The 12,553-nt window shown below is 64.7% G+C and carries 12 protein-coding genes; 5 read left to right on the top strand and 7 right to left on the bottom strand.

Annotated elements, in window-relative coordinates; genetic code table 11:
* Window positions 1-193: 193 nt before the first annotated feature.
* Window positions 194-613, top strand: coding sequence for a VOC family protein (locus FBZ93_RS13105; RefSeq protein WP_146986362.1), 420 nt, complete (start codon window positions 194-196; stop codon window positions 611-613).
* Window positions 614-802: 189 nt separating this feature from the next.
* Window positions 803-2,383 (top strand): AMP-binding protein, encoded by a 1,581-nt coding sequence (locus FBZ93_RS13100; protein ID WP_146986361.1) that lies wholly within the window; start codon window positions 803-805, stop codon window positions 2,381-2,383.
* Between the two features lie 100 nt (window positions 2,384-2,483).
* On the opposite strand, the gene FBZ93_RS13095 is transcribed toward FBZ93_RS13100, so the two are convergent.
* From FBZ93_RS13095 to FBZ93_RS13080, 4 genes are all read right to left on the bottom strand, one after another.
* Complete coding sequence (locus FBZ93_RS13095) at window positions 2,484-3,773, bottom strand: cytochrome P450 (protein WP_146986360.1); 1,290 nt, start codon at window positions 3,771-3,773, stop codon at window positions 2,484-2,486.
* Between the two features lie 129 nt (window positions 3,774-3,902).
* On the bottom strand, window positions 3,903-5,000 hold the full coding sequence (locus FBZ93_RS13090; RefSeq protein ID WP_146986359.1) for an HD-GYP domain-containing protein: 1,098 nt from the start codon (window positions 4,998-5,000) through the stop codon (window positions 3,903-3,905).
* A gap of 279 nt (window positions 5,001-5,279) precedes the next feature.
* Window positions 5,280-7,565, bottom strand: a complete 2,286-nt coding sequence (locus tag FBZ93_RS13085) for a xanthine dehydrogenase family protein molybdopterin-binding subunit (protein WP_050425000.1) — start codon at window positions 7,563-7,565, stop codon at window positions 5,280-5,282.
* A complete protein-coding gene (locus FBZ93_RS13080) occupies window positions 7,562-8,053 on the bottom strand; it encodes a (2Fe-2S)-binding protein (protein WP_050405446.1) in 492 nt (163 codons plus the stop codon). The genes FBZ93_RS13085 and FBZ93_RS13080 overlap by 4 nt, the downstream gene beginning before the upstream one ends.
* A gap of 287 nt (window positions 8,054-8,340) precedes the next feature.
* Here FBZ93_RS13080 and FBZ93_RS13075 point away from each other — a divergent pair, with 287 nt between their 5' ends.
* From FBZ93_RS13075 to FBZ93_RS13065, 3 genes are read left to right on the top strand one after another with little or no spacing between them, the layout of a single operon-like run.
* Window positions 8,341-9,129 carry an alpha/beta fold hydrolase gene (locus FBZ93_RS13075; RefSeq protein ID WP_146986358.1) on the top strand — a complete coding sequence of 263 codons (789 nt, stop codon included), beginning with the start codon at window positions 8,341-8,343 and terminating at the stop codon, window positions 9,127-9,129.
* A complete protein-coding gene (locus FBZ93_RS13070; RefSeq protein WP_146986357.1) occupies window positions 9,126-9,467 on the top strand; it encodes a hypothetical protein in 342 nt (113 codons plus the stop codon). The genes FBZ93_RS13075 and FBZ93_RS13070 overlap by 4 nt, the downstream gene beginning before the upstream one ends.
* A gap of 54 nt (window positions 9,468-9,521) precedes the next feature.
* Complete coding sequence (locus FBZ93_RS13065) at window positions 9,522-10,193, top strand: dienelactone hydrolase family protein (RefSeq protein ID WP_146986356.1); 672 nt, start codon at window positions 9,522-9,524, stop codon at window positions 10,191-10,193.
* A gap of 141 nt (window positions 10,194-10,334) precedes the next feature.
* On the opposite strand, the gene FBZ93_RS13060 is transcribed toward FBZ93_RS13065, so the two are convergent.
* The 3 genes from FBZ93_RS13060 to FBZ93_RS13050 all read right to left on the bottom strand — a co-directional run bounded on the left by FBZ93_RS13060 (window position 10,335) and on the right by FBZ93_RS13050 (window position 12,317).
* Entirely contained in the window at window positions 10,335-11,081 is a 747-nt protein-coding gene (locus FBZ93_RS13060) for a polysaccharide biosynthesis/export family protein (protein WP_146986355.1), read from the bottom strand.
* A 128-nt stretch (window positions 11,082-11,209) separates the two neighbouring features.
* Window positions 11,210-11,869, bottom strand: a complete 660-nt coding sequence (gene msrA / locus FBZ93_RS13055; protein ID WP_146986354.1) for a peptide-methionine (S)-S-oxide reductase MsrA — start codon at window positions 11,867-11,869, stop codon at window positions 11,210-11,212.
* Window positions 11,870-11,999: 130 nt separating this feature from the next.
* Complete coding sequence (locus FBZ93_RS13050; RefSeq protein WP_146986353.1) at window positions 12,000-12,317, bottom strand: hypothetical protein; 318 nt, start codon at window positions 12,315-12,317, stop codon at window positions 12,000-12,002.
* Window positions 12,318-12,553: the final 236 nt, after the last annotated feature.

Below are 12,553 nucleotides of genomic sequence, written 5' to 3'. Positions count from 1 at the left end.
TTTGGTGCCCTGCCCGTTTCTGTTGCGTTGCGTGCGGCGCGGTTTTAACAAACAATGTCAGATGCGACCAGTGCGACACGTGCGACACCGACCGCGACGAAAGACTAAGCTGCAATCTTGTTATGACGCGTTTTCTTCACGCGAACCGGTGTCCACTTCGCTCGAAAACGCTATGGACCGAAGAGGATCGATCATGTCCGTCAAGGTGAATGGGCTCGACCATCTCGTGATCAACGTCACCGATGTCGTGCGCTCGGTTGCCTGGTACAGCAGGATCCTCGGCATGGAGGTGAAGGTGTTCGATCCCGGCAAGGGCAAGACACCGCGCACCTCGCTGGTGTTCGGCAATCAGAAGATCAACGTGCGGCCGCGCGATGCCGACAAGCTGGAATGGTTCACCGCCGATCACGAGGCGGCCGGCAGCGACGACCTCTGCTTCCTCACCTCGAGCACGCCCGAACAAGTGGTCGCGCATCTGAAGGCCAACGGCGTGAAGATCGAGGAGGGCCCGGTCGCCAAGCAGGGCGCACGCGGCACGCTGCGCTCGGTCTATTGCCGCGATCCCGACGGCAGCCTGATCGAGATTTCGTCGTATGAACGTGACGCAAACTAGCGTCGTTGCGAGGCTGTGAAGCGCCCCCGATCATAGCTGCCGAGTATAGATCCACCCTTTCCGCGCGGCGGAACGGATCGCTTTGGCGCAACATTGCTCTGCAAATCCCGATTTGCTCTCGACGCACGCCGATGGCAGAACTGCTCTCAACCAAGATCAAGGGCGGCCGCCAAGGCTGCGGGAGGACATATGACCAATTCAAAGGCTGTGCCGGGAATCGTGGGACCGTTTGCCGGGCTCGACGTGCCATGGCTGCTAAGAATGCGCGCCGAGGTGCGCGGCGATCATCCGTTCCTGATCTGGGCGCCGTTCGACGCGCCGGCGCGGCATTGGAGCTACGGCGAATTCCATGAGCGCGTCGGCGCACTCGCGGCGGGCCTCGCCAAACGCGGCATCAAGCAAGGCGACTATGTCCTGATCCATCTCGACAACTGCGTCGAGGCGATCATGTCGTGGTTCGCCTGCGTCGAGCTCGGCGCGATTGCCGTCACCACCAACACCCGCTCGGCTGCGGCCGAGATCGAATATTTCGCCGGCCATTGCGGCGCGGTCGCCGCGATCACCCAGCCGGCCTATGCCGAACTGATCGCGGCCAACTGCAAGGGGCTGCGCTGGATCGCGGTGACCTCCCATGACGCCGGGCAGGCGCCGGCGCAAGCGCCCGCACGCGGCGACAGCTTTGACGCGCTGTTCGCCGACAGCGCCGACCGGCCGAAGCGCCCGATCGATCCGCTCGCACCGTGCAGCGTGCAGTACACCTCCGGCACCACGTCGCGGCCGAAGGCGGTGCTGTGGACCCATGCCAACGCGCTGTGGGGCGCCAAGATCAACGCCGCGCATCAGGACCTGCACGCGAGCGACGTGCACCAGACCTATCTGCCGCTGTTCCACACCAATGCGCTGGCCTATTCGATGCTGGCGAGCCTGTGGGTCGGGGCGACCTGCGTGATCCAGCCGCGCTTCTCGGCGAGCCGGTTCTGGCCGGTGGCGCTCGAGCACGGCTCGACCTGGACCTCGACGATCCCGTTCTGCATGAAGGCGCTGCTGGAGCACGAAGTGCCGAAGCATCACAAGTTCCGGCTCTGGGGCACTGCCGTGAACGAGCCGCCGCCATTCGCCGTGTTCGGCATCAAGATCATCGGCTGGTGGGGCATGACCGAAACCATCACTCACGGCATCATCGGCGAGGTCGACCAGCCGAACACGCCGATGTCGATCGGCCGCGCCGCGCCGGAGTACGAAATCCGCATCACCAATGATGACGGCACCGCGACCGGCGTCGGCGAGACCGGCAATCTGCTGATCAGGGGCATCCCCGGCCTGTCGCTGTTCGCCGAATATCTGCACAACGAGAAGGCCACGCGCGAGAGCTTCGACGAGCATGGCTATTTCATCACCGGCGACCGCGTCACGATGCTGGAGCGCGGCTATATCAAGTTCGGCGACCGCTCCAAGGACATGCTGAAGGTCGGCGGCGAGAACGTCGCGGCCTCCGAGATCGAACAGGTGATCGCGGTGGTGCCGGGCGTGCGCGAGGCCGCTGTGGTGGCGAAGAAGCATCCGATGCTGGACGAGGTGCCGGTGGTCTTCATCATTCCGCAGTCTGGCGTCGCCGCGCTGCCTGCCGATTTGCACGACAAGGTCATCACCGCCTGCCGCTCAGCGCTCGCCGACTTCAAGGTGCCGCGCGAGATCCGCTTCGTCGACGAGATGCCGCGCTCGACGCTGGAAAAGGTCGCGAAGGCGGAGCTGAGGAAGATGCTGGAATAGGATCTGCTCGTCATTGCGAGCGAAGCGAAGCAATCCATTTCACCACTTGTTGAGACATGGATTGCTTCGTCGCTGCGCTCCTCGCAATGACGGATAGGCCCTAGTTTACCTCGAACCGGATCGGCAGCTTCTTCGGGCCGTTGACAAAATAGGCCTGCGTCATCTTCACCTCGCCGTCGAGCGACAGCGATTTCAGATGCGGCAGCAGCTCCTCGAACAGGATACGCATCTCGAGCTTGGCGAGATACTGGCCGAGGCACAGATGCGCGCCATAGCCGAACGCGACGTGGCGGTTGGGCTTGCGATCGCTGCGGAAGCGATCGGGCTCCTCGAACACCTCCTCGTCGCGATTGCCCGAGGCGTAGCACAGCATCAGCCAATCGCCCTTGGCGATCTTGCGGCCACCGAGCTCGGTATCAGCGGTGGCCGAGCGCATGAAATGCTTGACCGGCGTCATCCAGCGGATCGACTCGTCGACCAGTCCCGGGATCAACTCCGGGTTGGCCTTCACCTTGGCGAATTCCGCGGGATCCCTGGCCAGCGCCCAGATCGCGCCCGCGGTCGAGGACGAGGTGGTGTCATGGCCGGCGGTCGCGACGATCATGTAATAGCTGGTCTGATCGTGCTCCGGCATGTAGTCGCCGCCGATCTTCGCGTTCGCAATGACGGTGGCGAGATCGTCGCGCGGGTTCTGCCGGCGATCCTCGGTGATCTTGCGGAAGTAGGCGGAGAAGTCGGCGATGATCGCCTGCAGCATCACCGAGACCTGCTCCGCGCTGAGCGCGTCGCGGACGCGTGCCGTGTCGGGATCCTGCGGCCCGAACAGCTCCTGCGTCAGCTTGAGCATGCGCGGCTCGTCCGCCTCGGGCACGCCGAGGATCTCCATGATGACGTGAAGGGGATAGCCGAGCGCGACGTCCTCGACGAAATCGCAGGCGCCGCCGCGGTCGAGCATGCGCCGCACGGTTGAGCGCGCGATCTCGCGGACGCGGCCTTCGAACTTGCCGAGGTTGGCCGGCATGAACCAGCCCTGCGTCAGCGCGCGGTACTTCGGATGGTCGGGCGCATCCATCTGCACCAGCGAGCGCACCAGATTGGGTCCGCCGGTGATCTTGCGAACGCGCTCCTCGAGCGCCTGGTTGGTCAGCGTGGTCGGCCGGTCGGCATTGTGGAACAGGTCGTTCTGCCGGCTGATCGCCTGGATATGCGCGTGCTTGGTCACCACCCAGAACGGATCGAACTTCTCGGGGCGCGCGATGCCGAGCGGATTGTTGGCGCGCAGCCAGCGATAGCTGTCGTGGATGCGATCGTCGGCATAGGCGACGGGATCGACGAGGGTTGCCGCGATGTCGGCGGGGATCTCCAGATCCCCGGTCGTTGCCGTGTCCATGATGTTCCTCACCTGTCCCGGCATCAATCGTGCCGATGATCACCGGAATCTAGGCGGGGTTAAGGAGGACGACTTGCGTTGATTGGCTAAAGGCGTTGCCTCAGGCGGACGGCAGAAGCCGCGATGGGCTCAATAATGCCCGAACGCCACCGGGCGGAACGCCTGCAGCAATTGCTGATCGAGCTTGCCGCCCATCTCCTCCATCATGGAGAACGCCTTGGCGTGGGTGAACTGCAGCCGGTAGGCGCGTTTCTCGACCAGGGCGGCGTAGACGTCGACGATCGTGGTGACGCGGACGATGTCGCTGATCTGGTTGCCGCTGAGGCCGTTCGGATAGCCGGTGCCGTCGAGGAATTCGTGATGATGCAGGATCACGTCGAGCATCTCCGGCGGGAAGCCGCCCTGCGCCGACAGCGCCTCGTAGCCGCGGCGCGGATGCTCACGCATCTCGGCCATCTCCTCGACCGTCAATGCGCCTGGCTTGTCGAGCAGCGCGACCGGGATGAAGGCCTTGCCGACATCGTGCAGCAGCGCGGCGCGCGCGAGCCGGCGCTGGTCGTCCTCGCGCATGCCGAGATGCTGCGCGAACGCAACGGCAAAGCCGGTCACGAACAGGCAGTGGCGATAGGTCTCCTGGTGATGGCAGCCCACCGTGGTCAGCCACTCGCGCAGCGAGTTGTGCTTGATCGCCTTGAGGATCTTGTTCTCGGCGGCAACGATGTCCTCGAACTTGAGCGGCTCGCCGGCGCGCATCCGCTCGAACATCTTGACCATCACGGCATGCGCGGCCTCAACGCCGCGGTTGAGCGCCTTGCCGCGGTCGGTCTCGTCATAGCCGCTGTCGTCGGGAAATGCGGCGCGGATGCGCTGCAGGAGGCCGCGCGCATCGAACGGCCGCGAGATCGTGTCGGTGGCCCCGAGCGCCCAGGCCTGCATCGAGGCGTGGTGCAGCGCATCTGCCAGCACGAACAGCCGCGGCATCTCGCGATAGGCGTCGGCCTGCAGCTTGGCGCGGACCATTTGCACGGCTTCGGGCGAGCGCAGATTGATGTCGACGACGATACCGGAGAGATCGTGGGCCGGCTGCTCGGGAATATCCGACGTCAGAACGGTATCGACCTCGCCGACCGAACGCAGGATGCTGGCGAGTTCGTGGCTTTGATCGCTTCGATCTGACGCCAGCAGGAGACGGCGCTTCGAAGTCTGGTTATTGGCCAAGGCAGTCATGGAATCCCCGTCGCGGTAACGACCGATGCCGACGCTACCTGACGATGCGTTCCCTCCGACTTAATGGGGATGCTGAACGGCGGTTAAGCGCAATGGATACAATTTGATGGATCGTGGATTCCGCCTGCAAGATCAGGCGGCCCGGAAATCAATTCGGACGCGGGCATCGCTGGCGGATGATGAATTTTTGCAGGGTCAAAGATGCCGATTGTCGACGCCCAGGCACAAAAAAACGCCGGAGAGCGATCCGCTCCCCGGCGTCTTCATTGGTTCAAGCGGTTACGCCTTCATCGCTGCCTTGACGGCCTCCGCGGTGATCGGCAGGCCGCGGACACGGGCGCCGACCGCGTTGAAGACGGCGTTGCCGATCGCCGGCGCCACCACCGTCACCGCGGGCTCGCCGACGCCGGTCGCCTTCTCGCCATTGGCGATGACGTTGACCGCAACTTCCGGCAGCTGGCTCATCCGAAGCGGCGTGTAGCTGTCGAAGTTGGTCTGCTCGATGCCGCCGTCCTTCAACGTCGCCTTCTCGAACAGCGCGAGTGACATGCCCCACAGCGCCGCGCCCTCGACCTGGGCCCGGATGCCGTCGGGATTCACTTGCGTACCAACGTCGGTTGCAACCGTCAGCTTCTTCACCGTCACCTCGCCCGATGGGGCGACCGCGACATGGGCGACGCAGGCGGTCCAGCTCGCCGTGGCGCGCTCCTGCGACGACACGCAGGCAACGCCCATGCCTTCGCCCTTGGGCAGCTTCTTGGTGCCGTAGCCGGCCAGCCCCATCGCCGCGAGCAAGGTGTTGCGGAGACGCTGCGCGCCGCCGTCGTTCTTGCCCTTGCCGTCGAGCAGCTCGACGCGAAGCAGGGCCGGGTCCTTGCCGGTCGCATGGGCGATCTCGTCGACCATGCTTTCGACCGCCCAGAACGTCCAGCCCGGCGCCACCGAGCGGAGCTGACCGGACGGGGTGGCGTTGTGCGCCATCTCGTTCTTGATCGCCCGCACATAGTGGTTGGGTACGGTGTAGAAGAAGTCCGAGCCGTTGACCGTGAACGCGTCGAGCGGCCCCTTCTTGTCGACCGAAGGCGACAGGAAGTCGGGGATGCCCCAACGCTGGGTCGGCCAGGCAGAGACGACATCGTGGCTCAACGCGACGAGCTTGCCGTCGCCGTCCACGCCAGCCTTCACCTTCTGGTAGGTCAGCGGACGCGAGAAATCCATCGTCATGTCGTTCTCGCGCGTGTAGATGACTTTGACCGGCTTGCCGACAGCCTTCGCCGCCTGCACCGCCGGCACCATCATGTCGGCGTCGAGACGCCGGCCGAAGCCGCCGCCCAGCCACATCTGGTGCATCACCACAAACTTCGGATCGATCCCGGCGGCGCCGGCCGCGATCGCACCGGAGCGCGTCGCGAACTGGTTGCCGGAATAGATGTGCAGGATGTCGCCCTTGAACTCCGCGGTGGCGTTCATCGGCTCCATCGGCGCGTGGATGTTGATGTTGGTGGTGTATTCCGCCTCCAGCACCTTGGCCGCCGTGCCGAAGGCCGCATTCGGATCGCCGTCCTTGACGAAGAACTGGCCGGAATCGCTCAGGCCCTGCAGCCGCTTGGCTTCGGTGAGCAGCGATTCGCTCGACAGCTTCGCATTCGGACCGCCATCGTAGTCGATCTTCAGCGCCGCCGCCGCCTTCTTGGCGTTGGCATAGGTGTTGGCGACCGCGACGACCCAGCCGGTGGTGGTCGTGGTCTTGTCGTCCAAGGTGACGGCCTTGATGAAGCCCGGCACCTTCTTGGCCGCGCTATCGTCCACCGACTTCACGGTGGCGCCGTAGCGGACCGGCGGGGTGACCAGCGCGCCATAGACCATGCCTGGCAGCATCACGTCGATGCCGTATTTGGCCGTGCCGTTGACCTTCAGGGGAATGTCGAGCTGCGGCACCGAGACGCCGATCATGGTGTACTGATCCGGCGACTTCAGCTTGATCGCCTTCAGATCGTCCGCCGTGAAGGTCTTGGTCGCCTTGCCGCTCTTCACCACCTCGGCGAACGACATCGACTTCTTCGACTTCGGATGGCTGATCTTGGAATCGCGCACCACCAGTTCGCCGGCGGGCACGCCCATCGAGGCCGCCGCCGCCTCGGTCAATGCGATGCGGCCGGCAGCGCCGGCGCGGCTCATGGCGTCGAAGTTCATCATCGTCGACCAGCTGCCGCCGGTGATTTGCGCGCCGAGCACGGGATCGTTGAACTTCGGATCATTGGATGCGAGTTGGACCCGCATGTCCTTCCAGTTCGCGCCGAGCTCTTCGGCCACGATCTGCGCCATCGTCGAGGCAACGTGCTGGCCCATGTCGGCCTTGCCGCAGGTTACGGTGACGAGACCGTCGGGCGCGATCGCGTACCAGACGCTCGGTTCGAAATTGGCGGGTGCGGGCGCCGCGAGCGCCTGGTCGATGCCGGACCCGGCATAGCCGAGCACGAGACCGGTTGCAGCGGTGCCGACCAAGAAGGAACGGCGGCTGAGGTCGGTCGTCTCGGGCGCGAGGTTTTTCACGTGCTTGTTCATGTGGCCCTCCGCTCGGATCCGGTGGCCGATGCGGTGCGCATGTCGGACGCAGCGCGCATGATCGCCTTCTGGATACGTGAATAGGTCATGCAACGGCAGAGATTGCCGTCCATATGCGCGACCACTTCTTCCTTGGTCGGGTTGGTGTTCTTCGACAGCAGCGCCGCCGCCTGCATGATCTGGCCAGACTGGCAGTAGCCGCATTGCGGCACCTGCTCGGCGACCCAGGCCTTCTGCAAGGGATGTTCGCCCTTGGCGGAGAGGCCTTCGATGGTAGTGATCTTCTTGCCGACGGCGTCGGCGAGCGAGGTCTGGCAGGACCGCACTGCTTCGCCGTTGAGGTGAACCGTGCAGGCGCCGCACAGACCGGCGCCGCACCCGAATTTGGTGCCCGTCATCTGCAATTGCTCGCGGATGACCCAAAGCAGCGGCGTGTCACTGGCCGCCTCGACGGACATATTCCGTCCGTTGATGTTGAGATTTGGCATCTCTCTCCCCTTCCGGTGTCGGAAGCCGCTTACGGCGGCAACTCACTGTTGGGTCTTGGCCGGCGCCCACCGGGTAAGCGACAGTTGCCGAAACAATGATCCGGTTCCCGGCTGGAGGCAATCCAATTTGGAATTGATCGAAAAGAATAAATTTCGGAAACTGCCGGTTGTGCGATGCGGCAACGGCATGAAGCTTTTGAAATGCCAGTATTGATGCCGTATCGATCACTCCTACCAAGGTCGGTAGCGCTGCCGGACCTGACATCGACAACAGAAGGAGCCCGTCAATGGCCAAGCTGAACCGCAGCGGCGTCGATATCTATTATGAGATTCACGGCAGCGGCCCGCCCTTGATCCTCACCCACGGCTATTCGTCGACGTCGGCGATGTGGCAGGGCCAGATCGAGGCGCTGTCGAAGCGGCACAAGCTGATCCTGTGGGACATGCGCGGGCACGGCCAGTCCGACTATCCCGACAATCCGGATGCCTATAGCGAAGCACAGACGGTCGGCGACATCGCCGCCCTGCTCGACGCAGCCGGGGCCGACACGGCCGTTGTCGGCGGCCTGTCGCTTGGCGGCTACATGTCGCTCGCCTTCCATCGCGCCCATCCTGCGCGGGTGCGTGCGCTGCTGATCATCGACACCGGCCCCGGATTCAAGAAGGACGACGCCCGCGAGGTCTGGAACAAGCGCGCCCGCGACACCGGCGACCGCTTCGATCGCGAAGGGCTCGAGATGCTGAAATCCTTGAGCGCCGAGCGCGCGTCGGTCACGCATCGCAACGCCAAAGGCCTAGCGCTCGCCGCGCGCGGCATGCTGGCGCAGCGCGATGCCCGGGTCATCGAGTCACTGCCCGATATCAAGGTGCCGTCGCTGGTTGTGGTCGGCGCCGACGACACGCCGTTCCTGGCGGCGTCCGACTACATGGCGGCAAAGATCCCGGGCGCGCAGAAGGCGGTGATCCCGAACGCCGGCCATGCCGTCAACATCGACCAGCCGCAAGCCTTCATCGAAGCCGTCTTGCCGTTCCTCGACGGTCTCGCCGCGAACGCGCCCGGAAAGGCCGCCTCATGAAGACGATCGTCGTCGCTCTGTTGCTGACGGCGGCCGCCAGCGACGCGAACGCCCAGAAGGCACGGCTGTTCGCCGACCCGGCCACGCCGACCTTTACCGCGACGCTGTCCAACCACACGCCGCTGGTGTTCGGCATGGGCATCGCGGATGCGCAACGCGCGCTCGGCGCACCCTTCACCTATGTCAGCGGGCGGCCCGGCAACGAGATCTTCCTGACCTTCCGCGACCTCGGCGGCAGCGGGCTGTTCCCGCACCATGACCGTCTCTTTCTACAGTTCCGCAAACACCGGCTGACCGGCTGGAAGGCCGATTGGGGCGAGAACTGGATGTGGCGCTAGCCTCTCGACCCAGCCACCAACAGCTTCATGCAACCCCCACGACAAGGATGGACCATGGGACAAGACATCAGACTGAAGGCTTCGGACGGATTTGAACTCGGGGCATATCGCGCGGATCCCACCAGTGCGCCGAAGGGCGCTGTCGTCGTGATCCAGGAGATATTTGGCGTCAACCACCACATCCGCGCGGTCTGCGACCGGCTGGCGAAGGAGGGCTATGTCGCGATTGCGCCCTCGATCTTCGATCGCATCACGCCGAACTTCCAGAGCGGCTACTCACCCGATGAAGTCGCCGAGGCGCGCAAGTTCGTCGCCAACCCTGACTTTGCCGCGATGCTGCGCGACAGCCAGGCGGCGATCGACGCGGTGAAGCCGGTCGGGCCGGTCGGCATCATCGGCTTCTGCCTCGGCGGCAGCGTCGCCTATGCGGCCGCAACCAAGCTGACCGGGCTCTCGGCGGCGATCGGCTATTATGGCGGCGCCATCATCCGCTTCGCCGACGACAAGCCGGCCGTGCCGACGCAGCTGCATTTCGGCGAGAAGGATGCCGGCATTCCCCTGAGCGACGTCGAGACCATCAAGTCGAAGCGGCCCGAGGTCGAGGTCTTCATCTATCCCGGCGCGCAGCACGGCTTCCATTGCGACGAGCGTGCCAGCTACGACAAGGGGAGCGCCGACATCGCCTGGCCGCGCAGCATGGAATTTTTCGGGAAGCATTTGCGCTGATAGGGCGCTGCTCCTTCCATTCCTTCATTCCCGGATGCGCCGCAAGGCGCAGGCCCGGAATCTATTCCACCGCAGAACGCGTGGACGAATGGATTCCGGGCTCGCGCTTCGCGCGCCCCGGAATGACGGAGGGAGATTGCCCTAAAACCAGCGCTCGCCGACGAACACCGTATCGCCCGGGCTCATGGGCGTGCCCAGCGGCACCACGAAGCGGCCGGCACCGGACGCATCGGTGTGGGTCAGCGTCACGCTGTCGCGCTTGGCCCGCGGCGAGAAACCGCCGGCGATCGCGACCGCGCTCTCGACAGTCATGTTCGGCACGTAAGGATATTGGCCGGGGGCCTGGACTTCGCCGAGGATGAAGAACGGCCGGTAGGATTCGATCTCGACCGCCACCGACGGCTCGCGAATGAATCCGTTGCGCAGCCGCGCCGAGATGTCACCGGCGAGCCCGGCCGGCGTGCGGCCACGCGCCGGCACCGAGCCGATCAACGGCATGGTGATCGCGCCCGCGGCATCGATCGCATAGGAGTTGGTCAGGCCTTCCTGGCCGTAGACCACGACGCGAAGCTTGTCGCCCGGTCCGAGATGATAGGAGTTGTCATAGCCAGCGGGCCCACCCGGGGCGGCGGCATAGACGACCGGGGCGGCGACCGGCGCGGCATAGCCATATCCAGGGGAAGCGCTGGCGAAGGCGGAACGCAATGCGCTGATGGCACCGCCGCCTCCGTCGGCAACCGGAGCGGGTGCGTAGACCGGACCATAGGTGACGGCATCGACGCCTTGCGGGCCGACCGCGACGGGACCGGACGTGCTCATGCAGCCAGACAGCGCGAGCGCAGCCACAACGGCAGTGATCGGCAATCGTAACGCGCGTGCAACCGGCACCGGACCTATCCCTCAACGGCGAGACAGGCCCAGTCTTGCACCACTTATGGTTAATAAAGGGTTTGCGCGGCCGGCGTGGGGAGCCGGAAGGCCCGTCTCCCCATCGATTTAACGCAAGGCCGATGCGATCAGGCGGCCGTGACGCCGACGCCGATCGGGCACGACACACCGGTGCCGCCAAGCCCGCAATAGCCCGCCGGATTCTTGGCGAGGTATTGCTGATGGTAGTCCTCGGCGAAGTAGAACTCGCCTGAAGGTGCGATCTCCGTCGTGATCGCGCCGAGTCCCTTGGCGGCTAGCGCCTTCTGATACATCGCCTGCGACGCATCGGCTGCTTTGCGCTGCGCGTCGCTGAACGTATAGATCGCGGAACGATACTGCGTGCCGATGTCGTTGCCCTGGCGCATGCCCTGCGTCGGGTTGTGGTTCTCCCAGAACGTCTTCAGCAGCTTCTCGTAGGAGATCTTCTTCGGGTCGAACACGACCAGCACGACTTCGGTATGGCCGGTGCGCCCCGAGCACACCTCTTCATAGGTCGGGTTCGGCGTGTGGCCGCCGGCGTAGCCGACTGCCGTGGTGTAGATCCCGTCGCCAAGTTCCCAGAACTTGCGTTCCGCGCCCCAGAAGCAGCCGAGCCCGAACACCGCCTGCTCGAGGCCTTGCGGATAGGGCGGCGTCAGCTTGCTGCCATTGACGAAATGCGTGGTCGCGGTCGGGATCGGCGTCGCGCGGCCCGGCAGCGCCTCGGTGGCGCTTGGCAACGCGGTGGTCTTGCGCATGAACAACATGGACACCTCCAGGCGGGACATCGGCCGACGCGGGCTGCGGCCTGCGGGCCGGCTGTCACCTATATATGTCCTTACGCAGATGATGGCAGCCCCGTTACTGATGGCTGCGGCCAGGAGGGCTGCAGCCAGCTCAGTCGCGTGCGTAACCGATCAGCGGCTTGCGCGGCCGGAACAGGATCAACAGCAGGATGCCGGCAATGCCGAGCACCGCGAACACCGGCTGCTCCAGGAGCAGGCGGATCACATCGTTCCAGAGCCAGGGCGCGAAGCGGTCCACCCAGGCATGGAACGCCTGCTGGCTCGACTGGTGGATATCGTTCCAGAACTGCCCGAATTGGGTGAACCGCAGGCTCTGGTCGGCGACGTAGCGGGCGCCGTCATAGACCATGAAGATGAAGCTGCCAGCGAGCAGCAAAAGGCCGATCAGACGGAAAAAGCCGCGGATCATGCGTCACCCAAACTCCCTGTCGCGCCCCACGCGTCGTCAGGCCTTACCGGGCGCCCCCCGGAAATTCAACCTCTTCAGCGGCTTATCCGGCCCTCGGAGGCCCGATTTCAGGCCCTTTTTCGGTCCCGAAAGCGTTGACGCTATCGCCTGCGCCATCTATAAGACCGGCCGATGGCGGCGGGCGCAATCCTGCCGCCGCTGTTCTTTGGACAGTGCCGCATGCGGGGGCAGCAGTT

This window comes from Bradyrhizobium macuxiense (assembly GCF_007993935.1).
Taxonomy (GTDB): domain Bacteria; phylum Pseudomonadota; class Alphaproteobacteria; order Rhizobiales; family Xanthobacteraceae; genus Bradyrhizobium; species Bradyrhizobium macuxiense_A.
This window is presented reverse-complemented; position numbering and strand designations above follow the sequence as displayed.

Coding starts and splice junctions, on each gene's coding strand:
- FBZ93_RS13095 (WP_146986360.1), bottom strand. CDS start 3,773: ATGGACACGGCAACGACCGGGGATCTGGAGATCCCCGCCGACATCGCG.
- FBZ93_RS13085 (WP_050425000.1), bottom strand. CDS start 7,565: ATGAACAAGCACGTGAAAAACCTCGCGCCCGAGACGACCGACCTCAGC.
- FBZ93_RS13065 (WP_146986356.1), top strand. CDS start 9,522: ATGGGACAAGACATCAGACTGAAGGCTTCGGACGGATTTGAACTCGGG.
- FBZ93_RS13080 (WP_050405446.1), bottom strand. CDS start 8,053: ATGCCAAATCTCAACATCAACGGACGGAATATGTCCGTCGAGGCGGCC.
- FBZ93_RS13105 (WP_146986362.1), top strand. CDS start 194: ATGTCCGTCAAGGTGAATGGGCTCGACCATCTCGTGATCAACGTCACC.
- msrA (WP_146986354.1), bottom strand. CDS start 11,869: ATGTTGTTCATGCGCAAGACCACCGCGTTGCCAAGCGCCACCGAGGCG.
- FBZ93_RS13090 (WP_146986359.1), bottom strand. CDS start 5,000: ATGACTGCCTTGGCCAATAACCAGACTTCGAAGCGCCGTCTCCTGCTG.
- FBZ93_RS13050 (WP_146986353.1), bottom strand. CDS start 12,317: ATGATCCGCGGCTTTTTCCGTCTGATCGGCCTTTTGCTGCTCGCTGGC.
- FBZ93_RS13100 (WP_146986361.1), top strand. CDS start 803: ATGACCAATTCAAAGGCTGTGCCGGGAATCGTGGGACCGTTTGCCGGG.
- FBZ93_RS13070 (WP_146986357.1), top strand. CDS start 9,126: ATGAAGACGATCGTCGTCGCTCTGTTGCTGACGGCGGCCGCCAGCGAC.
- FBZ93_RS13075 (WP_146986358.1), top strand. CDS start 8,341: ATGGCCAAGCTGAACCGCAGCGGCGTCGATATCTATTATGAGATTCAC.